The sequence below is a fragment of the Gordonia sp. 852002-10350_SCH5691597 genome, assembly GCF_001665715.1.
In the GTDB taxonomy this organism is placed as follows: Bacteria; Actinomycetota; Actinomycetes; order Mycobacteriales; family Mycobacteriaceae; genus Gordonia; species Gordonia sputi.
The window spans coordinates 1-24,987 of record NZ_LZMO01000264.1 but is presented as its reverse complement, the minus strand read 5'-3'; the positions used below and the strand labels follow the sequence as shown (position 1 = coordinate 24,987).

Genomic DNA, 24,987 nt, shown 5'->3' with positions numbered 1-24,987 from the left:
CAGCCCATCTCGTCCGAATCCTGTTGCCTAAGCGGCATTTTCGGCCGCATGCCGACCGTGTCCGGTCATCGCATGCTTGCCGCGTTCCGCGACCCCGCCTCCAGATACCCCTTCACGGGGCGCGTCGGGCTGTGCATCCGCAGCGTGTCGGGGTCCGCCTGATTGGGGTCCGTCCGACTGCGTCTGCGGAGCCGTCGGTGACTGCGACCCTGCTAACGGGTGGGTGGCTGCCGGTGAGTGGGGCACTGGTGGTGATGGGAGTACTGCTGGTGAGTGCTGCTCGGTTGGGCTCGCGTCTTCGGCCGGCTTGGTCAGCGGCAACGGGTTGGTGGTGTTCGAATCGAGAGCGGGTGCCGACGCTGCGGGCGGCGGCGTGGTAGCTCGCTCGGGCGCGCGGTGGCGGCCCTTCGTTGACGGCTGGGCATCGGCGAGATGTCGGTCGCCTACGGACTCGTCGGTGTTCGTCGACAACGCGGCGGGAGCGGGCGTTGGGGTGTTCGCGACTGCGGCACCCGACACCGAACCGGGCTTGTCCGTCGGTGCCGTGCGTGCGGCGGTCGGGTCGACGACGTCGACGGCCGCGTTCTGCACCCCCGGCGCCTGGAGCGGGTAGAAGGCGTTGTTCACGCTGTCCCAGCGGGCGACGTCATCGTCGTCGAACGGGATGCCCAGGCGAGTGTTGATCAGTACCGCAAGCGCTGTCAACGGATGGTGCTTCGGTGTGTAGACGAGGTAGGTGGTGTTGCCGTCCGCACTGTGCAGAACTGTCGGCTCCTGGCTGTAGTCGATGAGGTTGCCGTAGTTCTGTTCGCCGAGTCCGGTGTGGACCGTGAGGAAACCGGCAGCGTCGACGAGGAGTGAACTCACCGGTCGATTCCAGACCCATTGGAAGTTGGCGACGGGATCACCGACCACGATCACCGACGTGACCGGTAGATCGCCTGTCGCCTGCGGGTCGCGCGCTCCGTTGGACTCGGCACCCGCCAGCTCCATCAGCCCGGCCACTGCCGGGTGGTCGGCAGCCCATGCTTTCAGCCCCCAGGGGCTGCGCGGATCCGAGATGAGCAGGACGTAGGACTTGTCGACGTCGATCGCCGTCCCGTCTGCGTTGCTGGCGACGGCCTGTTCGGCCGCGTTGCCGAGGGCTTCGGCACCCTGCGAAAAGCCGGTATAGACGACGGTCGGATTCTCGCCCTGTTGCGTCGCGAAGGCATGCATGGCCTTGAGGTTCTGCGTGACGGCAATGTCGCGCGACTCATCGTAGGACGGCGCGAAGATCGGCAGTGAAGCGCCCGAGCGTCCGCTGATGATCGGGCCGATCGCCTCGGGGTAGTCGATGATGTACGTCGGTCGGTCGCCGGCACGGAAGCCTCTGATCCGCGGATAAAGAGTTCCGTCGTCGGTACCCGGGGTGACGACGATCAGAACATCGCCGTTGTGCGCTCCGATCGCCGTACTCAACCAGTCCGGACCTGTGCCGTCGTCGGGGTCGGCCGGGCGAAACACGCCATCGGCGGCGAGGCCGTTGACGGTGTCCTGAGTTGCCGCGACGGAAGGTACGCCCGCGTGCGCGGTTGTCGACGAGAGGGCGAGGGGAAGAACGGTTCCCGCACAGAGCGCGCAACCGACGGCAGCACTGCCGAACGATTTCCGGAGTCGGTACACAGGCAACCTCGTGAGTCAGTGCCGCCGTGCGGTTGGCAGCAGGGACGTCCGTGACCGAATATTGCGATCTCAATAGTCGATGTAACTGTCGCGAACAGCGCTGAGTCTGGTCGTTTGACCAGATCGACGCCGTGCACACGTCGAGAATTAGTCTGAACGCAGTAGTGAAAGCGTCTGATCGGATGACACTGACCTGGTCGGGTACGTGGGGTTCACGTCATTTAGGGTCGGGTCGTGGAGAGTTGCTACTACGAGCGCGTCGACGACATCCCGAACTCCGACGACGATGCTGACGATTTCGAGTACTTTTCTCCGACCGCTGCCACTCTGAGTGTGTGGGCCTCAGACATCCAGCACGGAGGACCCCCGGCGGGGCTGTTGATGCGCAGTCTTCTGCGCTGTGCGCCGGATCCCACACAGGAGTTCACGCGGGTGACCACCGAGATCCTCGGGCCCATCGGTCTGGGGCTCAACCGGGTGCGGGCCAGGGTGGTTCGTCCCGGACAACAGATCGCGCTCATCGAAGCCGATCTGGAGGTCAGGCAACCCGACGGTAGGTACCGACTGGCGGCGCAGAGTGTCGGGTGGCGCATGCGCACAACGGATTCGACCACGATCACACGCGCACCGCGCGAACCACTGCCCTCCCCGGAGACGCTGCCCGTGGTTCGCGGTGTCACGGGTGACAGTGACCTGGGCGTCGACTGGGGCACCGTCGGTTTCATCGGCACGACCGACACCGCAGCGACGCCGGGCCTGCACGGTCAGACACCGGCGGTATGGATCAAGCCGTCGATCGACCTGGTAGAAGGCGAGACAATGTCGAATCTGGAGTCCGTCTTCACCGTTCTCGACGTGGCGAACGGGCTCGGCACGACGCTGCGACCGGACGAGTGGACGTGGATGAACACCGACACCACGGTGCACCTCGTCGGCCAGCCGACGACGCCCTGGTTGGGCATCGACGCCGACATGGCCGCAGGCAGGCACGGCTACGGCGCCACATTCGCCGATCTCTACGACGTCGACGGATTCTTGGGTCGCTCCGCCCAAACCGTTCTGCTCGGTCCGCGCTGACCGTACCGCGAAGCCGGTTCGACGAACGTCAGAAACGGCAGGAACGGATGTCCGACGCGAGGATCGCGCGCGCACCCAGCTCCGAGAGCTCGTCCATCAGGTTCTGGTGATCGCGACGTGGCACCATTGCGCGCACGGCCGCCCACTCGGGGTCGGCCATCGGAGCGACCGTCGGCGACTCGAGGCCGGGAGTGATGGCCGTCGCCTGCTCCAACAGCGATCGAGGGCAGTCGTAGTCGATCATCACGTACTGCTGTCCGAACACGACGCCCTGCACTCGTTTGATGAACTGTGTTGCGCGCTTGTCGGGGTCGACGCCCGCACGGCTGATCAGCACACCCTCGGAGTCGCAGAGCGATTCGCCGAATGCCTCGAGGCCGTGCTGGCGCAGGGTCCGTCCGGAGCCGACGACGTCGGCGATCGCGTCGGCGACCCCGAGCTGGATCGAGATCTCGACTGCGCCGTCGAGGCGGATGATCTCGGCTGTCATCCCCCGCGACGCGAGGTCGTCGCGCACCAGGTTCGGATACGACGTCGCGATGCGCTTACCGCCCAGATCGTCGACGCTCCACTTCTGACCTGCGGGAGCTGCATAGCGGAAGGTCGAGGACCCGAAGCCCATCGCGAGCTCCTCGTCGACCTGGGCACCCGAGTCGCGAGCGAGATCACGCCCGGTGATGCCGAGATCGAGCGTGCCCGCGCCGACGTAGATGGCGACGTCTTTGGGTCGGAGGAAGAAGAACTCGACGTCATTGTTGATGTCGAGGACGGTGAGATCCTTCGAGTCGGATCGTTTGCGGTAGCCCGCCTCGGCCAGCACGGCGGCGGCCGACTCGGAGAGGGCACCTTTGTTGGGGACTGCAACGCGCAGCATGGTCACTCCAGGGGGAAGTCGATGAATCGTCTGTGGTCTGTAGGTCGGGCGGGCCGGGACCGAATCGGTCACGGCCTACAGATGGCGGTAGACGTCCTCGAGTGAGAGGCCCCGCTTGATCATCATCACCTGAAGCCAGTAGAGAAGCTGGGAGATCTCCTCGCCGAGCGACTCGTCGGATTCGTATTCGGCGGCCAACCACACCTCGCCGGCCTCTTCGATGATCTTCTTGCCCAGTGTGTGCACGCCGGAGTCGAGTGCGGCGACGGTGCCACTACCTGCGGGACGCGTCGTCGCCTTGTCGGTCAGCTCCGCGAACAACTCATCGAAGGTCTTCACGGGTGTCGATTGTCCCATGCGCGCACATGGGATCGACTCACGGGATCGCCGAACGACTAGTCGTGCCGTGCGAGGTCGATGATCGTCAAACCGTCGAGGCTGCGCAGAAAGCGGCGTCGGGGACCGGCCGGGACGTCGGCGGCCGACGGCACGACGATCGTCGTGCATCCGGCGGATACCGCCGACTGAGTTCCGGTCGGCGAATCCTCCACGGCGACACACTGACTGGCTTCGACGCCGAGCAGGGTCGCCGCCCGCAAATAGGGATCAGGCGCCGGTTTGCCGAATTCCACCTCATCTCCGCACACGGTGACTGCGAAGAAGTGCGGGCCGATGGTGCCGAGTGCCTGATCGGTCAGCTCACGCACCGTATTGGTCACCAACGCCATGGGGATGCCCGCGTCGAAGATTGTCGTCAGCGCCTCGAGTGCGCCTGGTCGCCAGGGCAGATCGACGGAGAACAGCTGAGCAACCCGATCGAGCAGCCAGCGCTCGTCGGCGGCGTAGTCACGCTCGTCGACGGGCACGCCGGAAGCGTCGAAGACCTTGGTCAGCGCGTCGCTCATGGAGTTGCCGAGTGTCGACTCGCGGAGCTCCGGCGTCATCACGTAGCCGTGACGTTCGGAGAGTTCGGCGACGGCGATGTCCCACAGTTTCTCGGAGTCGAGCAGCGTGCCGTCCATGTCCCAGAGGACCGCGGCCGGACGGGCTGGTTCTGTCGAGGTCGTCACCCGAGCATCATCGCCGATGCGGACAACGCGCAGCGAATCCGGTGATTCGGCTCACGTGGCGACGTCGTCGTGCGCGGGGCGCGAGGCCGGACGTCTGACTGCGTCGACGACGCTGATCACCAGTCCCAGCACCGACGCGGCCATCAGGGAGGCGTAGACGGTCAGCGCGGTATCGCCCCGGCCCGACGTGTAGCGACCGCTTCCGCCATGTGCATCCGGTCGACCCGGCCCGTGCTGTCCGCCGCGTCCACCCGGTCCGCCGGGGCCAGCTTGTTGGCCGGCAGGTGGCTGCCCCGCCGGTTGTCCGGACGGCTGTCCCCCGGGTTGTCCGGAGAGCTGGCCGGCACCACCACTGGTGCCGTGGAACTGCCTGGTCATGCCGTGGCCCTGATCGCCGGACAGTGACGAGTGGTAGACGCCGATCGCCGACGCCTGGATCAGGACCGGCACCGCGATGAACCGTAGCGGGAGGTAGAACGCGGCGATCACACTGAGGATCTCGACGGCGTAGAAGTATCGGTCGTGCATCGCGGGCAAGAGGAACGGCACGACGGCGGCACTCGCCGTGGCCACGACGAGGATCGAGGCAGGCGTGACGGCCGGCTTCTTCCACAGCGACCAGGCCAGGAACACCACGATCACCAGCGCGGCCAGCCCGATACCGAGATGTGCCAACCAGGTGGCGTCCCCCGAGATCGGAATGAGCTGATAGAGGTTCGCCGCGCCGAGCGTGAGCTGCTTGTAAGAGTCGGTCTGGTTCAGATACACCGAGAGTGCCGTCGACCACGACGCGCCCGCCAACACCGCGGGAATGTCGAGCAGTACGTAGACGGCGGGTATCGCCAGCAGGGCGTACCAGGGGATGCGACGGCGAACGAGCAACCACAACACCACCGGCAACACGAAGATCGCCTGCAGCTTGAAGCTGATCGCCAGGCCGAAGAACACACACGCGACCACGGAGTTCGACACGTACGGATTCCACGCACGCACTTTCCACTCACGCACATTCAACGCAGACCGATTCCAGACATGCGCCTGTCGCCCAGAATCGCCCTCGGAAGTGTCGCCCTCACGAGTATCGCTTCGTTGGGCGCGCAGCAGGAAGTAGATCCCGGCGACCACGCACGCGGTGTAGACGGCGTCGGCCTGACCCCACCAGGCGCTGTTCATGATCACCGACGGCAGGAGGAACACGACGCCAAAGGCGAACGCCTGCAACCAGAAACGATCGGTGCGTAGTGCGACGATCCGGTACGCCAAGCTCGCCAGCGCCACGTCGAAGATGATCGACAGCGCCTTGATGCCGATCAGTGACGGCACGTGCAGCACGGTGAGGAGCCAGATCAGATCGAGGTAGGGGTAGTTGTAGTCGGCGAACTGCTCACGGAACGCACCGAATCCCTGCTGGTCGAGGGTGTCGTACCAGCGGCTCAAGAAGTTCTGGTAGTCCATCGTCTGACGATCGAGGAAGTACCACCGCACACCTAGCCCTACCGCCAGCACGACGCCGAGAACGCACCAGCGCAGCCACCGGGGCACAGCGTCGTGCCGGGTCGGGTGGTGCGGAATCGGGGCGGGCTGCGCGGTTCCGGCGAAGGGGATGCTCGAGTTTTCGGGCACGTCTGCGGGAGTGAGAGTCGACGACACGGTGTCCAGTGTGATCGGCGAGCCTGGGAAGTCGGTGGAAACAAGCTGTCCGGTTCTTCCGAGGTTCATATCACCCCGCGGGGTTCACCCCCTCGATTCACCGCGCTTGATCAACCCCGGGGGCCGACTCGTCCATGGCCAGATCGCCCCACGCAGAATCGTCGTAGTGTCGAATCGTCGTAGTGTCGAAGGGCACGGACGTAGTCGAGCAGTCTCGGAGGAGTCATGTCGAAGGTCTTCGTCTTCGGTCACCGCAACCCGGACACCGATGCCATCGCGTCGGCGCTCGCGATGGCGCACCTCGAGCGCACGCTCGATCCCTCACTCGACGTCGAAGCCGTCGCCCTGGGCGAACCCGGCGTCGAAACCCGTTATGCGCTTGATCATTTCGGTGTCGACGCGCCGCGTGTCATTGAGCGGGCGCGTCCGGAGGCCGACAGGGTGATCCTCGTCGACCACAACGAACGTCAGCAGAGCGTCGCCGATGTCGCCGACGTGACCGTTCAGAAGGTGGTCGATCATCATCGGATCGCCAACTTCGAGACCGCTGCACCACTGTGGTTTCGCGCTGAGCCCGTCGGCTGCACCTGCACGATCCTTCACCGGATGTTCGGCGAGAACGACCTCACCCCACCGGCGGACCTCGCGGGGATGATGGTGTCGGCAATCGTCTCCGACACCCTCCTGTTGCACTCGCCGACCACCACTGACCTGGACCGGACAGCCGCACAGGATCTTGCCGAGCGCGCCGGCATCGACCTCGACCACTACGGCACCGACCTGCTCCGCGCCGGCTCCGACGTCGGCGACGCATCTGCGGCCGAACTCATCGAACGCGACGCCAAGAGCTACACGATGGGATCGACGACGGTCCGCGTCGCACAGATCAACACCGTCGACGTCGACAGTCTGCTCGCACGCAGCGAAGAGTTTCTCGCCGCGATGAACGCCGAAGCGCGACAACAGGGATACGACCTGTTCCTGCTACTGATCACCGACGTGCTGAGGGTCGACTCCGATCTTCTCGTCGTCGGGTCGCCTGTCGAGGCCGTCGAAAAGGCACTTGACGTGACCGTCCGCGACGGCCACGCGAAGGCGCCTGGGATCGTCTCCAGGAAGAAGCAGATCGTCCCGCAGCTGACCGAAGTACTGCGCACCACATGACGCGAGTACTGGCGCACCACATGACGCGCGCGCAAGCGCCGCCGCACGCCGTCGACGTCAGACGTTGAAGTACTTGGCCTCCGGGTGGTGCAGAACGAAGGCATCCGTCGACTGCTCGGGATGAAGCTGCAACTCCTCCGAGAGTTCGACGCCGATGCGCTCCGGTTCGAGCAGCTTCATCATCGTGACGCGGTCCTCGAGATTCGGGCACGCGCCATAGCCGAACGAGAAACGCGCACCGCGGTACTCGAGGTCGAAGAAGCCTTGGGCAGCGTCGGGATCCTCAGAGCCGAATGACTTGTCCCCCACCGTCAGTTCGCTGCGCACCCGCTGGTGCCAATACTCGGCAAGCGCCTCCGTCAACTGCACTCCGATTCCGTGGACCTCGAGGTAGTCGCGGTACGCGTCGTCGGCGAAGAGCTTGTTGGCGAAGTCGGCGATCGGCTGACCCATCGTGACGAGTTGGAACGGCAGCACGTCGACCTGTCCGGTGGCGATGGCGTCGTCGCGCGAGCGGATGAAGTCGGCGATACACAGGAACTTCGGCCGCTGCTGGCGTGGGAACGAGAAGCTGTACCGCACAGGGGCATCCGGGCGAGGCTCGGTCAACACATGCACGGTGTCTCCCTCGCTGACCGCCGGGAAGTATCCGTAGACGACGGCGGCATGCTGCAGGATGCCCTCCGTGGAGAGCCGGTCGAGCCAGTAGCGCAGCCGCGGACGACCCTCGGTCTCGACGAGTTCCTCGTACGACGGCCCGTTGCCGCCGCGTGCCCCGCGCAACCCCCACTGACCGAGGAAGAGTGCGCGCTCGTCGAGCAATTGGCGGTATTCGGCGACGGGGACGCCCTTGATGATGCGTGTTCCCCAGAACGGTGGTGTCGGAACGTCGTTGTCCGAAGCGACATCCGAACGTGCAGGCACCTCGACCGGTGTCTCTGCGGCCTTGCGCTTGGCGGCGATGCGCTTCGATCGCTCGTGGCGTGCCTTGCGTTCGGCGGCTTTCTGGGCGGCTGCGATCGAGTCGGCGCTCTCCGGCACCGATCCGCCGCCACGCTTGAGCGCCATGATGTCGTCCATCAACCGCAGCCCCTCGAAGGCGTCTCGCGCATAGTGCACGTCGCCCTCGTAGGTGTCCGAGAGATCGTTCTCCACGTACGACCGCGTGAGCGCCGCTCCGCCGAGTAGGACGGGATAGTTGTCCGCCAGCCCTCGGGCGTTGATCTCCTCGAGGTTCTCCTTCATGACGACCGTCGACTTCACCAGCAGCCCCGACATGCCGATCACGTCGGCGCGCTTGTCCTCGGCCACCTCGAGGATCGTCGAGATCGGTTGCTTGATACCGATGTTCACGACCTCGTAGCCGTTGTTGCTCAAGATGATGTCGACGAGGTTCTTGCCGATGTCGTGGACGTCGCCCTTCACAGTGGCAAGCACGATGCGTCCCTTGCCGTCTTCTCCGGTTGCCTCCATGTGCGGTTCGAGATGTGCCACAGCGGTTTTCATGACCTCGGCCGACTGCAGAACGAACGGCAGCTGCATCTGGCCGGAACCAAACAGCTCGCCGACGGTCTTCATGCCGGAGAGCAGTGTCTCGTTGATGATCTCCAGCGGCGGCTTCTGCGTCATCGCCTCGTCGAGGTCGGCTTCGAGCCCGTTCCGCTCGCCGTCGACGATGCGACGCTCGAGTCTCTCGAACAGTGGAAGCCGATTCAGCTCTGCCGCACGGGTTTCGCGGGCCGACGCCGCCGAGACGCCCTCGAAGAGCTCCATGAGCTTTTGCAGCGGATCGTATCCGTCGCGTCGACGATCGTAGATCAGGTCGAGCGCCACGTCGCGCTGCTCGTCGGGGATGCGAGCCATCGGCAGGATCTTCGACGCGTGCACGATCGCGGTGTCGAGGCCCGCTTGGACGCATTCGTGCAGGAAGACCGAGTTGAGCACCTGGCGCGCAGCGGGATTCAGGCCGAACGAGATATTGGAGATACCCAGGGTGAAGTGCACCTCCGGATGTGCCTCGTGCAGTCGCCGGATGGCCTCGATGGTCTCGATACCGTCCTTGCGGACCTCCTCCTGACCCGTCGAGATCGGGAACGTCAGGGTGTCGAGGATGATGTCCTCTTCGGCGAGTCCCCAATTGCCGGTGATATCGGCGATGAGCCGCTCTGCCACACGGACTTTCCAGTCCGCGGTACGCGCCTGACCTTCTTCGTCGATCGTCAGTGCCACCACAGCGGCACCGTGTTCGACGGCGAGCCGCATGATACGTGCGAATCGGGAATCGGGTCCGTCGCCGTCCTCGTAGTTGACGGAGTTGACCGCACACCGACCGCCGAGCGCCTCGAGTCCTGCGCGGATCACCTCGGGCTCGGTGGAGTCGAGCATGATCGGCAGCGTCGACGACGTCGCGAACCTGCTGGCGAGCGCAGTCATGTCCGCAGCGCCGTCGCGGCCGACGTAGTCGACGTTCAGATCGAGCATGTGCGCGCCGTCGCGGGTCTGGTCCTTGGCGATGTCGAGGCAGCGCTGATAGTCCTCGGCGAGCATCGCCTCGCGGAATGCCTTGGAGCCGTTGGAGTTGGTGCGCTCGCCGATCACCAGGAAGCTGGCGTCCTGGTCGAAGGGCACCGCGGTGTACAGCGACGACGTCTCCGACTCGTGCTGCGGGTTACGCTGCGCCTTGGTCACGTCGGCGACCGCGGCCGCGACCTCGCGGATGTGGTCGGGCGTCGTGCCGCAACAGCCACCGACGAAGGACAGGCCGAATTCACCGACGAACGTCGCCAGTGAGGACGCGAGCTCGTCGGGCTGCAACGGGTACACCGCGCCGTGGGGACCGAGCTCGGGAAGACCGGCGTTGGGCATGACCGAGACCGGAATGGTGGCGTGCCGCGACAGGTAGCGCAGATGCTCACTCATCTCGGCAGGCCCGGTGGCGCAGTTGAGTCCGATCATGTCGACGCCGAGCGGTTCGATGGCGGTCAGCGCCGCCCCGATCTCGGAACCGAGCAGCATGGTGCCCGTGGTCTCGACCGTCACGTGCGAGATGATCGGAATCCGACGCCCGAGCTGGGCCATCGCCCGCTTGGCAGCAAGAACGGCAGCCTTCACCTGCAGCAGATCCTGCGAGGTCTCCACGAGGATCGCGTCGGCGCCACCGTCGAGCATGCCTGCGACGCATTCGAAGTAGGCGTCGCGGATGGCCTCGAACGTGGTGTGGCCGAGGCTCGGCAGCTTGGTGCCGGGGCCGATGGACCCGAGGACGTAACGTCCGGTGCCATCACTCGACGGCCCCATCTCATCGGCGACACCACGGGCGATGGAGGTGCCCTTGAAGGACAGTTCGCGGATGCGGTCGGCGATGTCGTAGTCGCCGAGGTTCGAGAGGTTGCAGCCGAATGTGTTGGTCTCCACGGCGTCGGCGCCGGCCTCGAAGTAGGCGCGGTGGATGTCGGCGAGAACGTCGGGGCGGGTGTCGTTGAGGATCTCGTTGCAACCCTCGAGGTTGTTGAAATCGTCGAGCGTCAGATCCGCAGCCTGCAACATGGTGCCCATCGCCCCGTCGCCGATCAATACTCGACGCGACATGTCCGTGAGGAACGTCGTGTCGAAGTCGGTTGCGGTTCGGGAGGGGTTGGACATGGTTCTCAGCGTAGTTCGCTCTCTTTTGTGATCAGGTCGTAGGCTGGTTCAGTGAACGCAGAGCAGTTGTCGAATCTTCCCCGGTTGCGCCGGCCGATCCTGCTGGCTGCCTTCGAGGGCTGGAACGACGCCGGAGACGCGGCCAGTAGCGCCGTCGAGCATCTCGCGTTGACCTGGGATGCGCAGCCCCTCGTCGACATCGACGCCGACGACTATTACGACTTCCAGGTCAATCGGCCCACGGTGAAGCAAATCGACGGAGTCACCCGCCGAATCGACTGGCCGACGACGTCGATCTCCTACTGCAGCCCCGAGGGAGCCGACCGTGACATCGTACTGGTGCGCGGAATCGAACCCAACATGCGCTGGCGTGCGTTCTGCGCCGAGATCGTCGACCTCGCGCATGAGCTGGGCGTCGAGACGACAGTGATGCTCGGCGCGTTGCTCGCCGACACCCCTCACACCCGTCCGGTGCCGGTGACCGGCAGCGCATACAGCAGCGAAGCTGCCGAGCGCTACAACCTCGCCGAAAACCGCTACGAGGGCCCGACCGGGATCACCGGTGTGCTGCAGGACCTGTTCGTGCAGGCAGGGCTGCCCGCGGTGTCGTTCTGGGCCGCGGTCCCGCACTACGTGTCGACGCCGCCCAACCCGAAGGCGACGGTCGCGCTGCTCAACAGGGTCGAGGAGGTCCTCGACATCGAGGTACCGCTCGGCACGCTGCCCGAGCAGGCCGAGGAATGGGAGCAGGCCGTCACCGAGATGACCGAGGACGACGAGGAGATCGCCGACTACGTCCGAGGCCTCGAGGAGCGTGGCGACGCCGAACTCGACACCGACGAGGCGATGGCCAAGATCGACGGCGACGCGTTGGCTGCGGAATTCGAGCGCTATCTCAAGCGGCGTCGACCCGGCCCATTCGGGAGCTGAGCCGCAACGACCGCTCGCCGTGTCGGGTGTCGGCGTTCAGTCGATGCGTTCGATGGAGACGACCGGCGTCGTGATTCGCCAGGTCCGTACGTCCGGGTCGTCGGCGGCGCGAACCCAGAACTGCGCTGATTCGCCCACGCGGCATGACTTCACACCGAGAAGCGGGATGTCTTCGGAGTCGCGTCGCAGTCTGCTGACCGCCCACTCCTCGCTGTCGGTGCCACCCACGCCGGGAGCCCGCAGCAGAGTCATGTCGTTGAAGTCGAGCAGATACGTCGAGGTCCGTGTGATCACGGTGTACACGCCGGATTCGGTGTTGGGTCGGATCTCCTGAACGCGGGCCACCCGGAGAACTCTACTAAGCTGCGTCGCCTGCGTACGAATCGAGTCGGATCATCGTGTCGCGTGGCTCAATTCGACACCGAGCAGTGCTTCGACGGCCGAAGCGAGATCGCCCGGCGCCGTCGCCGACTGTCCGATTCCCTGCTCGACGTCCCTGCACCACCCATCGATGGCAGCAAGGGCCTTGGGTGTGTCGAGGTCGTCGGCGAGATGCTCCCGCACGCGGGCGATGACGGGTGCGGCGTCGGGGCCCGACGTCGCCGACGTGGCGGCCCGCCACCGCTCGAGACGTGCGCGACCCTGGTCGAGAACGGCGTCGCTCCACATGCGGTCGGCACGGTAGTGCTCGGCGAGCAGCGCCAGCCTGATGGCCGCGGGGTCCTCACCCGCACGGCGCAGCACGGACACGAAGACCAGGTTTCCGCGGCTCTTCGACATCTTCTCGCCGTCGAGTCCGACCATGCCGGTGTGCACGTAGTGGCGGGCAAAGCGACGGGCGCCCGTGTACGCCTCGCCATGCGCTGCGGAGAATTCGTGGTGAGGGAAGATCAGGTCGTTTCCGCCACCCTGGATGTCGAATTCGACGCCGAGCCGGTTCAGCGCGATCGCGGAACATTCGACGTGCCAACCGGGACGTCCGGGTCCGAACGGCGACTCCCACGACGGTTCGTCGGGGCGGCGGGCGCGCCACAGGATGGGATCGAGGCGGTCACGCTTGCCCTGACGGTCGGGGTCGCCGCCCCGTTCGGCGAAGAAGCGTTCCATCGTCGCCCGGTCGTAACCCGATTCGTAGCCGAACTGCTCGGTGGCGTCCGCGCGGTAGTACACGTCGGGAAACTCGGGATCGTCGACGACGTACGCCGCACCGGAGGCGAGGAGTTTTTCGACCATCTCGATGACCTCGTCGACCGACTCCATCGCACCGATGTAGTCGCGCGGCGGTAGGACGCGCAGCGCCGTCATGTCGTCGCGGAAGAGCTGGATCTGCTCGGAGCCGAGTGCACGCCAGTCGACACCGTCGCGTGCGGCACGCTCGAACAGCGGATCGTCGACGTCGGTGATGTTCTGGACGTAGTGCACCTCGTGCCCCTGGTCGCGCAGCACCCGGTTGACGATGTCGAACGTGAGATAGGTGGCCGCGTGGCCGAGATGCGTTGCGTCGTAGGGCGTGATGCCACAGACGTACATGGTCGCGGTCGCGCCGGGCGAGACGGGGCGCACGGCGCGGCTCGAGGTGTCGTATAGGCGGAGCGCGGGTCCGGATCCACCGACGGTGGGCACAGCCGGTTCAGGCCACGATTGCATATCCCCCACTGTATTGGCCGCTGCAGAGCGGAACTGAACAGGGCTGTCAGAACGAGCAGGGACCCTTCAGAAGGGCGGCCAGGGAATGGGTCGGTGAGGCGGCGGCAGGGGAAGCCTGCCGGATTCGGCGAGGATGATGGCGCGCAGGGTGAGCGCGTCGATCTCGTCATTTGTGATGTACGGGGCGAGTGCCGCGCGGAGCTGCGAGTTGTCGGACTCCAGGGCCTCGGCGAGTGCTGCGATGTCGGCGATCAGGTGGCCGGGGATCTGATCGCCCGCCCAGCCCCACAGCACTGTGCGCAGTTTGTCTTCGGCGTGTAGGCAGATGCCGTGGTCGACGCCGTAGACGTTGCCGTCGAGACCTTCGAGTACGTGTCCGCCCTTACGGTCTGCGTTGTTGAGGATGACGTCGAGCACCGCCATCCGCAGCAGGCGCGGATCGTCGGCGTGGACGAGAACGACCTGCTCTCCGAGTGGATCGAGCGCCCGCAGGATCGGCCGATAGTTGTCGGGGACCGTGCCGGGCGGGCACAGGTCCACGAGGTCGATGCGGGCCGCCGGGAGATCTCCGGAGTCGGGATCGGGGGTGTCGATCCAGCGCTGGACCATTCCGGGGCCGAGCGGACCGTCGCGCATCACCGTTGTCGGTATCGTGTGCCAGCCGAGTGCCTCGGAGATCAGGTACGACCCGACCTCGCGCCCCGCGAGAGTGCCGTCGGGAAAGTCCCACAGCGGCACTTCGCCACGAATCGGCTTGTACACACACCGCACGCTGCCGCCTGTTGACGGTGTTGCCTCGCAGACGAGGGTCGCGTTGCTGGCCGTCGGGATTCGACCGACGATGACCAGTTCTCCCTCGCGTAGCGCGTCATCAGGAGTGATGCCGCCCGTGACGGGCTCGTCGGCGGCCTCCCCCGGCTGCATCGGTGTCAATCCCGCCCCGGGCCCTCGGCGTCGGGTCCATCTGCTGAGTCGTCGCCCTCGTCGTCGGTGTCGTAGAGACCCGAGTCGTCGCCGAGTGACAGGTCGCGGAACACCTCCGGGTCGACGAACTCGATCGATTTGCTCAGCTCTGCGTCGCGTTTGAAGCCGTTCGTGCGGACACAGAGGTGGCCCGCGGGATCGAGGGGCTCGGCACACAGCGGGCATGGCGGCCGGCCTGCGGAGATGACCCGCGATGATCGCGCGGCGAATTCGCGGGCGGCCTGCGTGGTGAGGAACACGCGGACGGCGTCGGGACCCTCGTCGGTGTCGTCGAGTACGACGCTCTCGTCGAACTCACCCTCGGTGATGGCGAGCAGCTCAACGACGACAGCCTCGGACTCGGCGTCCCAGCCGAGGCCCATGGTGCCGACCCGGAACTCCGCGTCGACCGGCATCACCAGGGGGCTGAGATCTCCGACGCGGTCGGACGGCGGTGGAATCGGGGTGCCGAACCTGCGATGGATCTCGTCAAGCAGAGCGCCGATCCGATCAGCGAGGATCTGAACCTGCTGCTTTTCCAGCATCACGCTGATGATGCGCGCCTCGTGGACAGCCTGGAGGTAGAACGTCCGGTCGCCCGGTTGTCCGACGGTACCGGCGACAAACCGGTCCGGGCTGCGGAAGACATGGATCGCTCGAGACATCACACCTCCTTTTCTCGTGAGTTCATTATCCGCGCCCGGCGGGAGCCTGTGCAGAAGTTGCCGGTCGCGGGGTGTCGTCGGTGCCGGTCTCGCCACCGATGGTCGCGTCGTCCTCGGCCGCGGCGTCGTGACTCTTCTTCGGCGGGGGCGACGGTATCGAGATCACGGCGGTGTTGTTGACGGTCTGCAAGTACGGGCGCGTGGCGCCGTAGCGGACGATGCTGATCGACGCCGGTTCGATGACAATCCGTTGGAACGTATCGAGGTGGGCGCCCATCGCGTCGGAGATCACCGATTTGATCACGTCCCCGTGCGAGCACGCGATCCAGGCGCCGGAGCCGTCCGGACCACCGAACTCGCGGTCGAGCCTTCGGATCGCGGCAACGGCACGGGCCTGTACCTGAGAGAGTCCCTCCCCCTCGGGGAAGACGGCGGCGGACGGGTGTTGCTGCACCACCTTCCACAGGGGCTCGGCGAGAAGGTCTTTGATCGGTCGGTTGGTCCAACTGCCGTAGTCGACCTCGGCGAGATCGTCGACGACCACCTCGGGGACCCGACGACCGGTCTGCTCGGCAATCGCTGCGAGCAACGGGGCAACGGTCTCACCACAGCGTTGCAGCGGTGAGCGAGCCACCGCCGTGATCTGCTCGACGCACGGGCCGAGTCGATTCACCAGTTCCGCCGCCTGCGAGCGTCCCTTGTCGTCGAGGGCGACACCCGGCGTGCGGCCGGCGAGTACGCCCGAGGTATTGGCAACCGACCGGCCATGGCGAACCAGGATCACGGTCATCCCTCAACCATAGGCACTTGCGCCCGCCGCGGCACAGACAGCCGTCGCGGCCCGGGTCAGGTCGCGCTGATGACGCCGGCGGAGAGCAGACCGATCACGACGAGACCGAGGGCGACGCGGTAGACGCCGAACCAGTTCAGCGAGTGGCCGCTGACGAAGCGCAACAGCCAAGCGATGGAGATGTAGCCGACGACGAAGGAGATCAGCGTGGCCACCGCGAGTTGTGCACCGGTGGCCTCCATACCGTCGCCGGACGGGTGGAAGGCGTCGGGAAGACTGAACAGTCCGGATGCGAGCACCGCGGGAATCGCGAGCAGAAACGAGAAGCGGAACGCGGCCTCGCGCTCGAGTCCGAGGAACAGACCGGCGCTGGCCGTCGCACCCGACCGCGACACGCCAGGCACCAGGGCGAGGCATTGCGCGAGACCCATGACGAGGCCGTCTCGCAGGGTGAGCTGCTCGATCGACCGGGACTGCGTTGCGACACGTTCGGCGAGCCAGAACACTCCCGAGAACACGATCAGGACGATCGCGGTGATCCAGAGGTTGCGTGCGACGGTCCGGATCTCATCCTTCAGCAGGAAGCCGATGATCCCGATCGGGATGGTCGCGAAGATCACGTACCAGCCGATCCGGTAGTCGAGGTTGCGTTCGTGTTCGTTGAACAGTCCGCGGAACCAGGCGGTGATGATCCGCCCGATGTCGCGGGCGAAGAACACGAGGACCGCGGCCTCGGTGCCGAGTTGGATCACAGCGGTGAACGACGCACCGGCGTCGCCGCCGAACATCAGTTCCGAAGCGATACGCAGGTGCGCCGACGATGAGATGGGCAGAAATTCGGTGAGGCCCTGGATGATTCCCAGCACGATCGCCTGGGCCCAGGTCATGGTCTCGGTCACGGGCGACGATGCTACCGGTCGCATGCGGCGTACGAGCGGCGTAGCGGATGTGATCCGGCGAACGGCGACGCCGACCTGTCGACGGGCGTTCGATGTGCGTCGCGCAAGATGGTCACATGCGCTCACCCAGGCTTGTCGATACCCCTGCCACTGCCCGCCGACGTTCGGCGTGGGTCTGCGGTGTCGCAGCAATCGTGGCCGCGACGATGGTGCTGGCCGGGTGTGGATCGTCGAACGACAGCGGCGACAAGAAGGAGACCGTGGCGCCCGCGACCGCGAGTGCCGCGCCTTCCGGACCCGCCGCCACACCCGCGGGAACGGTGGTAGCCACACCGCCGGGCAGCACGGTGCTCGCTCATTCGGGCAACGCGCTCGGCGTTCTCGGCGGCGACGGAACGTCGGTGCTGCGATTGTCGACCGAGGCGATCACCGCTGCGCCGACCACCATTGCGGTACCCCGCCTCACGCGATTGATCGGGGTCGGCGACGGTGCATTCGTGGGCTCGGGCCCGGAAATCCTGGTGCGGATCGGCGCCGATGGAGCCGTGACGTCGGCGCGAACCTCGGTCTCGGAGCCCACCGCGCTGGCTCGGACGGCGTCAGGACAGATTCTCGTCGGCACAGCCAACGGTCACCTCGTCGTCTTCGACGCCGCGCTGAAGCAGATCCGCGATATCGGAGGGTTCGTCGGCGTGGATCAGATCACGGTCTCCCCCGCCGGTGCCGACCTGCCCGACGAGCAGGTCGTCGTGCTCGACAAAGCGCAGTCGTCTGTCACACCGGTCAACATCTCCACCGGCGAATTCGGTGCGGCGCTACGCGCCGGCAATGGCGCCACCGACGCGACGGTCGACCACTACGGGCGAATCCTCGTGAGCAACACACGCGACGACGAGATCATCGGATTCTTCGGATCACCGCTGGTGATGCGGTTCCGCTATCCCGTGCCGAACGGGCCCTACGCCGTAGACTACGACGACACCCGCAATCTCCTTTGGGTGTCGACGACGGCGAACAACGAGGTGGTGGCGTATGACCTTGCCGGTGGTGAACCCGTCGAGAAGCAGCGCTTCGCCGCGGTTGCCCAGCCCGACGCACTCGCCGTCGACGACGCATCCGGCACCGTCTACGTCTTGTCCGCCCGCGACGGCGGCGTGCAGGTCGTCGCTCCGCCGTACAGCCAAGGAGCGCCTGTGAGCAGTTCGACTGCCGCGCCGAGCGAGGCGGGACGCTGATGTCGACACCCGGTCAGCACCGGCTCCCCCAGCATCACCGCACCAGCGCACGTATCGGTGCGCGCTATCCCCGCGGATGGGAAGTGACGTCCGAGGACTACGAGACGATGTTGATCAAGCTCCCGCCGGACATCACCAGGGTGACCGCGTCGATGCGTCTCTCCCTCGAAGCCGAGTTCGGCGGTTGGGAACTGTCGCGGGTTCGGCTGTATACCGATGGCACCCGAAAAGTGTTGCTACGACGCAAGAAGCCGCCGCGTGGCCGAGGTGGCGAGCAGTTCGGCGGAAGTGCCGAGGCATGCTGACCCGCGTCAACCGGGTCCTGTACCCGGTCGCGCTGAAGGCGATGTTCCTCCTCGCGCCCGAGCGCATTCACTCGATCATCATGGCGTCGATCCGCACCACCAGCAGGCTGGGGATCGCGCGGACCCTCCTCGCGCGGCTGTTCACCGTTCCCGACCCGGCGCTGCGCCAAGAGGTCTTCGGTGTCACCTTCCCGGCACCCCTCGGACTGGCAGCAGGTTTCGACAAGTCAGCGGCAGCGGCCGACGCCTGGGGGCTTCTCGGCTTCGGGTACGCCGAGGTCGGTACAGTCACCGGCCAGGCCCAGCCGGGCAACCCGCCACCGCGGCTGTTCCGTTTGCCCGCCGACCGCGCGCTCATCAACCGCATGGGATTCAACAATCCCGGCGCGACGGCGGCCGCCGACAATCTGACTGCGGCCCGCGGGCGCGGGATCCCTGTTCCGATCGGCGCGAACATCGGCAAGACCAAGGTGGTGCCGCTCGACGGCGCCGTGGACGACTACCGGGTCTCGGCGCGCCTGCTGGGTCCGCATGCGGATTTCGTTGTGGTCAACGTGAGTTCACCAAACACTCCCGGTCTCCGCGATCTCCAGGCCGTTGACTCACTGCGCCCGATTCTTGCCGCGGTACTCGACGAGGTGTCGGTACCGGTCCTGGTGAAGATCGCTCCCGACCTCGCCGACGCCGACGTCGACGCGGTGGCCGATCTGGCCGTCGAACTCGGGCTGGCGGGCATCGTCGCCACCAATACGACGATCTCGCGCGACGGACTCTCCACTCCGGCAGACGAGGTCGAGGCAATGGGACCGGGCGGACTTTCCGGCGCTCCGCTCGCCGATCGGTCGCTGGAGGTGTTGCGTCGCTTGTACTCTCGCATCGGCGGCAAGCTCGCGTTGATCAGCGTCGGCGGTATCGAGACACCTGAGCAGGCCTGGGAGCGCATCTGCGCGGGCGCCGATCTGTTGCAGACCTACACCGGCTTCATCTACGGAGGGCCGATGAGCTTGCGCGAGATCCATGAGGGGCTCGCAGCCCGCGTGCGCGCCGCCGGATGGAACAACATCTCCGAGGCGGTCGGCAGCGCGGCACGCGGCTGATCGTCGACTCAGACGTTCTCGGCGGGCTGCTCGTAGGTACCGATGATGCGCGCGCGTCCGATCGCATGCGAGAACAGGTTGAATCCGAGGTAGGCGGGCGTCGCGTTCTCGGGTAGTTCGAGCGACTCGACGTCGACGGCGTGCACGACGATCATGTACCGGTGCGGTCCGTGTCCGGGCGGTGGCGCAGCGCCGACGAACCGCTTGAGTGACGCGTCGTTGGCCAGGGTGACCGCTCCCGCGGGAAGACCACTACCATTCTCGTCGCCTGCATCTTCGGCGAGACTCGTCACAGATGCGGGAATGTCGGCAACGGCCCAGTGCCAAAAGCCTGCAGCGGTCGGGGCGTCGGGGTCGTAGACCGTCACGGCAAAACTCTTTGTCTCCGAGGGAAATCCAGACCATGAGAGCTGCGGCGAGGCGTCGGCGCCGCCCGCGCCCATGATCCCGCTGACCTGCGGAGTTGCCAGCGGTGCGCCGTCGGACACGCTCTCCGACGTCAGTGTGAACGACGGCAGGTTCGGCAGGTCTGCGTAGGGGTCGTACGAGGTCATCGAACACCTTTCTCTCGCGAGTACGGCCAGAGTGGCCGAGCGTGCGTGGACTCGTTCGCGAGTCTAATCCGCAGCGCGCGGAGCCCGAGATGAACTTTCACGTCCCGCCATCGAAAGTTGTGTAGTAACTTTCAGTTGACCACTTGGTCAACTTTGGGAGCCGGGCACTCCGATCTCCCCACGACACCTCTGGGAGCAGCACGTATGGGCCGTCTCGAGGCCGCGACAACCCGATCGGGCACAGTCTCACAGCTGTGGTCGACCGACCCCGACGCGTACTACGCGGGAATCGACGCGGCGGTGCGCGATGCGGGACTCGACGCGCCGACGCTCGCACTCGATCTCACCGCGCTCGAACACAACATCGCCGACCTGACCGCCCGAGCCGGCGGTGTGCCGATTCGGTTGGCCAGCAAGTCGCTTCGTGTGCGATCGATCATCGACGACGTCGTCGCGCGCGATGGATTTGCGGGAGTGCTCGCCTTCGACGTCGCCGAAGCGCAGTGGTTGGCCACCAAGTCGAACATCGGCGATGTGCTTCTCGGGTATCCGTCGGTTCGACGCGCCGCTCTCGCCGATCTACTCGTCGACGAGGTCGCACTGACGCGCGTCACGCTGCTCGTCGACGACGTCGCGCAACTCGACGTCGTCGACTCCGTCGTCTCACCAGAGCACCGTTCGGTGGTCCGGGTGGCCATCGACCTCGACGCCTCGTTGCGGCTGTTCTCCGGTCGCGTCCATCTCGGTGTCCGACGCTCCCCTGTGCACGATGCAGACGCCGCCCTGACGCTGGCCCGCGCGATCGTCGCACGCCCGGGTTTCGCGCTGGTCGGCGTGATGTCGTACGAGGCTCAGGTTGCGGGAGTCGCCGACGATGTCGACGGCAAACCACTGACGAACCGGGCGACCCGTGCCATGCAGCGCGTGTCCATGGTCGAATTGCGACGACGACGCGGCGCGATCATCTCCTCGCTGCGCGAACTCGCCGACATCGAGATCGTCAACGCGGGCGGAACCGGCTCGCTCGAAGAGACCGCACGCGACGGTTCCGTCACCGACATCGCCGCTGGCAGTGGGCTTTTCGGCGGGCATCTGTTCGACGGGTACCGACGCTTTCAGCCCGCTCCGGCGTTGACGTTCGGTCTCGACGTGACACGCAGACCCGCGCCAAAGATCATCACGTGCGCGGGTGGCGGTTGGATCGCGTCCGGCCCACCCGCGCCCGACAGGCTACCGCGTCCGGTGTGGCCCGCGGGTTTGTCCTACATCGGCACCGAGGCCGCAGGCGAGGTGCAGACGCCGCTGACCGGCGACGCGGCGTCGAAGCTGGTGCCGGGTGACCGAGTGTGGTTCCGCCACACCAAGTCCGGCGAGGTGTGCGAGCGCGCCAGGACAGTCGCTCTGATCGGACGTGACCAGAACGGCCAGGCACGAGTCGACGATCTCGTTCCGACCTACCGAGGGGAAGAAAAGTGCTACCTGTGACAACACAGACGCGCACGCAGTGGCGCAATTGGAGTGGAAACCAGTCGGCCACAACGGCAGTCGCGACACCCGACACCGTCGACGCCGTCGCGGAGCTCGTCGCGAGAGCAGCGGCCGACGGGACACGTATCAAGCCGATCGGCTCCGGGCACAGCTTCACCGGCATCGGCGTGCCAGAGGGCATCCAGCTCGATATGTCCGCGCTCCGCGGGGTGGTGGGTGTCGACGGACATCGGGTGACGTTGCGCGCGGGCACCCGGCTGCACGAAATCCCTGCTCTGCTCGCCCCCTACGGGCTCGCGATGCGCAATCTCGGTGACATCGACCGCCAGACGATCACCGGGGCCACGTCGACGGGTACACACGGAACCGGTCTGAACTTCGGTGGGATCTCGACGCAGATCGTCGGCGCGAAGATCGTCACCGGTACCGGCGACGTCGTCACCCTCACTGCTGATGATGACGAATTGCGCGCTGTCGCTCTGGGATTGGGCGCACTTGGGGTCATTGTCGAGCTGACCATCGAATGCGTCGACGCGTTCAGTCTCCGGGCTCACGACGAGCCCCTCGATCTCGACGATGCGGTCGGAGGCTTTCTCGACCGCGTCGAGTCCTTCGACCATCACGAGTTCTACTGGTTCCCACACACTCGTCGCGCGTTGGCCAAAACCAACACAAGGCTTCCCGCGGATGCCACGCCAAGTGGACCGGGCTCCGTGCGCAGGTATATCGACGATTACCTGATCAGCAACAAGATCTACGGCGTGGTCTGCGAACTCGGACGACGGGCGCCCGCGGTAGTTCCGACACTGAATCGGGTTGCGAGTCATGCACTTTCGGAGCGCACGTACGTCGCGCCGTCGGCTGAGGTCTTTGCGTCAATCCGCGACGTTCGCTTCCGTGAAATGGAGTACGCGGTTGAATTGCCCGCGGTGGCAGAGGTACTCAACGAAATAGAGAAACTCATCGCGCGCAAGGGATACCGGATCAGTTTCCCGGTGGAGGTGCGCGCCGCTGCCGCCGACAATCTGATGCTCTCGACAGCTTCGGGACGTACCACCGGCTACATCGCGGTCCACCGCTACCACCGTGACGATCCCGCGGACATCTCGGCGTTCCTCGCGGACGTCGAGGAGATCATGGTTGCCCACCACGGCAGGCCGCACTGGGGCAAGCTACACACCCGCGACGCGGAATACTTCCGCAATGTGTACCCGCAATTCGACGACTTTCTCGCGGTTCGGGACAAGTACGACCCCTCGCGCGTCTTCAGCAACGACTACCTGCGGCTTGTGTTAGGCGACTGATCGCGTTGACGCGTCGCAGCTGAACCGTAGGTCGGGGGACCGCTCAGCTGTGGTGCAGGAAATGCTCGAACACCCGCGTGCCGAACAGGACCGAGTCCACCGGGACTCGTTCGTCGACGCCGTGAAACAGCGCGGCGAAGTCGAGTTCGGGCGGCAGGCGCAGCGGCGCGAAGCCGAAGCACCTGATTCCGAGCTTGGCGAACGCCTTGGCGTCGGTGCCGCCCGACATCATGTACGGGACGGTCCGACCGTCCTCGTCGTAGGCGAGGATCGCGTCGTTCATCGCGTCGACGAGGTTGCCGTCGAATGTCGTCTCGTAGGAGTCGAGGTGGGTGATCCATTCGCGTCGGACGTTGGGGCCGATCAACTCGTCGATCTCGGCCTCAAATGCCTTCTGCCGTCCGGGAAGAACGCGGCAGTCGACGACGGCTTCGGCTTTCTGCGGGATGACGTTGGCCTTGTAACCGGCCTTGAGCATGGTCGGGTTGGCGGTGTCACGGAGTGTGGCACCGAGGATTCGGGCGAGGCTGCCCAACTTGAACAGGGCCGTCTCGAGATCAGGTGTGTCGGGACCGAGATCCCAACCGGTCTCCTCAGACACCGCCTCCAGGAACTCGGCCACCGAATCGCTGATCACGAGGGGGAATTCGTGGTTTCCGATACGCGCGACCGCGGATGCGATCTCTGTGACAGCGTTGTCGGAGTGCAGGAACGACCCGTGGCCCGCGGTTGCTTCGGCGGTCAGCCGCATCCACGACAGCCCCTTCTCGGCCGTCTCCACCAAGTAGAGACGACGCTGCGTGCCGTCCGGGCGGTCGACGGTCAGTGAGTAGCCGCCGACCTCACCGACTGCCTCAGTGATGCCTTCGAACAGATCCGGCCGATGCTCCACCAGCCAGTGAGAACCCCACGTCCCGCCAGCCTCTTCGTCGGCGAGAAAGGCGAAGACCAGTTCACGTGGCGGCACGGTGCCGTCACGCTTGAACTGTCGGGCGAGTGCCAGTGCCATTCCCGCCATGTCCTTCATGTCGACGGCGCCGCGGCCCCAGATGTAGCCGTCGGACACCGACCCCGAAAACGGGTGCACACTCCAGTCGGCGGGCTCTGCGGGCACGACGTCGAGATGCGCGTGCACCAGGAGCGCACCACGGTCGGAATCTGGCGGACCGGCGAGCCGCGCGAACACGTTTCCGCGTCCCGGGCGGCCAGACTCGACGTACTGAGTGGTGTACCCCACCTCTTCGAGCATCCCCGCCACCCACTTGGCGCAGTCCTCCTCGCCCTTGGTGGTCTCGGGCTCACCTGTGTTGGAGGTGTCGAAGCGGATCAGTTTGCTGACGATATCGACCACTTCGTCGACGGCTTTGATGGTCCCGGCGGTGGTCTCAGGCTCCGAAGTCACCCCTCACTCCTACGGGATTTGGGATACGGGGGCAACCTCGGTTAGTGTTATCCGGCCCGGTGCGGAACGGAGAAATCCGCGAGACACCGAAGCACCGAGTCCGAGTGGCGGAATGGCAGACGCGCTAGCTTGAGGTGCTAGTGCCCTATTAACGGGCGTGGGGGTTCAAGTCCCCCCTCGGACACCGCGAGAATCCCGGAGAGCATTGCTCTCCGGGATTTTTCTGTTGAGTGACCCGATCGAGACTCCCTGTAGGTCCCGCAACCCCACCGACAAGTTGCACCGTGCCTCCCGGCTTGCGGACCCCGCAATGCCAACCGGGACTCGGTGATCGCGACTCGACGAACTGTTTGTCCACAACATCGAAAGAAGTTTCGAGCATTCCTCGCCGTTGTCCGTATCGTCGGGTAGTGTAGAACACATATTCGAAACGACGTGGGGCGGGGGTGGCGGCACGTGAACAGCAACAGCGACAGCGGGAATGGCCGTGCGCCTTCGGCTTTGGTGTCGGCTGTGGTGGGGTCGGCGGATGCGGTGGTGGCGGAGAAACTGTGTCGTTTGGCTGC

22 protein-coding genes and 1 tRNA gene are annotated in these 24,987 nt (G+C 65.7%); 9 read left to right on the top strand and 14 right to left on the bottom strand.

Annotation, left to right across the window (positions count from 1 at the left end):
- Window positions 1-27: 27 nt before the first annotated feature.
- Complete coding sequence (locus A5777_RS19845) at window positions 28-1,665, bottom strand: hypothetical protein (protein WP_064863961.1); 1,638 nt, start codon at window positions 1,663-1,665, stop codon at window positions 28-30.
- Window positions 1,666-1,899: 234 nt separating this feature from the next.
- Between A5777_RS19845 and A5777_RS19840 the strand changes: the two genes are divergently transcribed.
- On the top strand, window positions 1,900-2,742 hold the full coding sequence (locus A5777_RS19840) for a thioesterase family protein (protein ID WP_064863960.1): 843 nt from the start codon (window positions 1,900-1,902) through the stop codon (window positions 2,740-2,742).
- Window positions 2,743-2,770: 28 nt separating this feature from the next.
- Here the strand turns inward: A5777_RS19840 and hisG are convergent, their stop codons facing one another.
- The 4 genes from hisG to A5777_RS19820 form a co-directional block, all read right to left on the bottom strand.
- Window positions 2,771-3,616 (bottom strand): ATP phosphoribosyltransferase, encoded by an 846-nt coding sequence (gene hisG / locus A5777_RS19835; protein WP_064864014.1) that lies wholly within the window; start codon window positions 3,614-3,616, stop codon window positions 2,771-2,773.
- Between the two features lie 75 nt (window positions 3,617-3,691).
- A complete protein-coding gene (locus A5777_RS19830; RefSeq protein ID WP_197494490.1) occupies window positions 3,692-3,973 on the bottom strand; it encodes a phosphoribosyl-ATP diphosphatase in 282 nt (93 codons plus the stop codon).
- A 38-nt stretch (window positions 3,974-4,011) separates the two neighbouring features.
- A complete protein-coding gene (locus A5777_RS19825; RefSeq protein WP_064863959.1) occupies window positions 4,012-4,686 on the bottom strand; it encodes an HAD family hydrolase in 675 nt (224 codons plus the stop codon).
- 51 nt (window positions 4,687-4,737) lie between these two features.
- Window positions 4,738-6,405 carry a hypothetical protein gene (locus A5777_RS19820; protein WP_064863958.1) on the bottom strand — a complete coding sequence of 556 codons (1,668 nt, stop codon included), beginning with the start codon at window positions 6,403-6,405 and terminating at the stop codon, window positions 4,738-4,740.
- Window positions 6,406-6,561: 156 nt separating this feature from the next.
- Here A5777_RS19820 and A5777_RS19815 point away from each other — a divergent pair, with 156 nt between their 5' ends.
- Window positions 6,562-7,500 (top strand): manganese-dependent inorganic pyrophosphatase, encoded by a 939-nt coding sequence (locus A5777_RS19815; RefSeq protein WP_064863957.1) that lies wholly within the window; start codon window positions 6,562-6,564, stop codon window positions 7,498-7,500.
- Window positions 7,501-7,557: 57 nt separating this feature from the next.
- Here the strand turns inward: A5777_RS19815 and metH are convergent, their stop codons facing one another.
- Window positions 7,558-11,142 (bottom strand): methionine synthase, encoded by a 3,585-nt coding sequence (gene metH, locus A5777_RS19810; RefSeq protein WP_064863956.1) that lies wholly within the window; start codon window positions 11,140-11,142, stop codon window positions 7,558-7,560.
- 51 nt (window positions 11,143-11,193) lie between these two features.
- Between metH and A5777_RS19805 the strand changes: the two genes are divergently transcribed.
- Window positions 11,194-12,072, top strand: coding sequence for a PAC2 family protein (locus tag A5777_RS19805; protein ID WP_005202918.1), 879 nt, complete (start codon window positions 11,194-11,196; stop codon window positions 12,070-12,072).
- 36 nt (window positions 12,073-12,108) lie between these two features.
- Here the strand turns inward: A5777_RS19805 and A5777_RS19800 are convergent, their stop codons facing one another.
- From A5777_RS19800 to A5777_RS19775, 6 genes are all read right to left on the bottom strand, one after another.
- Window positions 12,109-12,417, bottom strand: a complete 309-nt coding sequence (locus A5777_RS19800; protein WP_005202917.1) for a hypothetical protein — start codon at window positions 12,415-12,417, stop codon at window positions 12,109-12,111.
- A 48-nt stretch (window positions 12,418-12,465) separates the two neighbouring features.
- Window positions 12,466-13,719 carry a cysteine--1-D-myo-inosityl 2-amino-2-deoxy-alpha-D-glucopyranoside ligase gene (mshC, locus tag A5777_RS19795; protein ID WP_064863955.1) on the bottom strand — a complete coding sequence of 418 codons (1,254 nt, stop codon included), beginning with the start codon at window positions 13,717-13,719 and terminating at the stop codon, window positions 12,466-12,468.
- Between the two features lie 66 nt (window positions 13,720-13,785).
- Entirely contained in the window at window positions 13,786-14,643 is an 858-nt protein-coding gene (locus A5777_RS19790) for an SCO1664 family protein (RefSeq protein WP_064863954.1), read from the bottom strand.
- Window positions 14,644-14,648: 5 nt separating this feature from the next.
- The gene (locus tag A5777_RS19785; protein WP_064863953.1) at window positions 14,649-15,347 is read right to left on the bottom strand and encodes a DUF3090 domain-containing protein; all 699 of its coding nucleotides are present in this window, start codon (window positions 15,345-15,347) and stop codon (window positions 14,649-14,651) included.
- Window positions 15,348-15,372: 25 nt separating this feature from the next.
- The gene (locus A5777_RS19780; RefSeq protein WP_064863952.1) at window positions 15,373-16,137 is read right to left on the bottom strand and encodes an MSMEG_4193 family putative phosphomutase; all 765 of its coding nucleotides are present in this window, start codon (window positions 16,135-16,137) and stop codon (window positions 15,373-15,375) included.
- 56 nt (window positions 16,138-16,193) lie between these two features.
- Window positions 16,194-17,036, bottom strand: a complete 843-nt coding sequence (locus tag A5777_RS19775) for an undecaprenyl-diphosphate phosphatase (protein ID WP_064863951.1) — start codon at window positions 17,034-17,036, stop codon at window positions 16,194-16,196.
- Window positions 17,037-17,152: 116 nt separating this feature from the next.
- Between A5777_RS19775 and A5777_RS19770 the strand changes: the two genes are divergently transcribed.
- Genes A5777_RS19770 through A5777_RS19760 form a run of 3 tightly spaced genes read left to right on the top strand, consistent with a single transcriptional unit; the run spans window position 17,153 to window position 19,673 of the window.
- Complete coding sequence (locus tag A5777_RS19770) at window positions 17,153-18,271, top strand: YncE family protein (RefSeq protein ID WP_064863950.1); 1,119 nt, start codon at window positions 17,153-17,155, stop codon at window positions 18,269-18,271.
- A complete protein-coding gene (locus A5777_RS19765; protein ID WP_005202907.1) occupies window positions 18,271-18,576 on the top strand; it encodes a DUF5703 family protein in 306 nt (101 codons plus the stop codon). The genes A5777_RS19770 and A5777_RS19765 overlap by 1 nt, the downstream gene beginning before the upstream one ends.
- Window positions 18,570-19,673: a quinone-dependent dihydroorotate dehydrogenase gene (locus A5777_RS19760; RefSeq protein ID WP_064863949.1), complete on the top strand. Its 1,104-nt coding sequence runs from the start codon at window positions 18,570-18,572 to the stop codon at window positions 19,671-19,673. The genes A5777_RS19765 and A5777_RS19760 overlap by 7 nt, the downstream gene beginning before the upstream one ends.
- An 8-nt stretch (window positions 19,674-19,681) precedes the next feature.
- Here A5777_RS19760 and A5777_RS19755 read toward each other — a convergent pair whose 3' ends face one another.
- Complete coding sequence (locus A5777_RS19755) at window positions 19,682-20,227, bottom strand: YbhB/YbcL family Raf kinase inhibitor-like protein (protein ID WP_064863948.1); 546 nt, start codon at window positions 20,225-20,227, stop codon at window positions 19,682-19,684.
- Between the two features lie 204 nt (window positions 20,228-20,431).
- Between A5777_RS19755 and A5777_RS19750 the strand changes: the two genes are divergently transcribed.
- Window positions 20,432-21,712: an alanine racemase gene (locus A5777_RS19750; RefSeq protein WP_064863947.1), complete on the top strand. Its 1,281-nt coding sequence runs from the start codon at window positions 20,432-20,434 to the stop codon at window positions 21,710-21,712.
- Window positions 21,709-23,019, top strand: a complete 1,311-nt coding sequence (locus A5777_RS19745; RefSeq protein WP_064863946.1) for a D-arabinono-1,4-lactone oxidase — start codon at window positions 21,709-21,711, stop codon at window positions 23,017-23,019. Before A5777_RS19750 ends, A5777_RS19745 begins: the two co-directional genes overlap by 4 nt.
- A 43-nt stretch (window positions 23,020-23,062) precedes the next feature.
- Here the strand turns inward: A5777_RS19745 and A5777_RS19740 are convergent, their stop codons facing one another.
- The gene (locus A5777_RS19740) at window positions 23,063-24,421 is read right to left on the bottom strand and encodes a M20/M25/M40 family metallo-hydrolase (RefSeq protein ID WP_064863945.1); all 1,359 of its coding nucleotides are present in this window, start codon (window positions 24,419-24,421) and stop codon (window positions 23,063-23,065) included.
- A 98-nt stretch (window positions 24,422-24,519) separates the two neighbouring features.
- On the opposite strand from A5777_RS19740, the gene A5777_RS19735 reads away from it, so the two are divergent.
- Window positions 24,520-24,605: transfer RNA gene (locus A5777_RS19735), tRNA-Leu, on the top strand.
- Window positions 24,606-24,987: the final 382 nt, after the last annotated feature.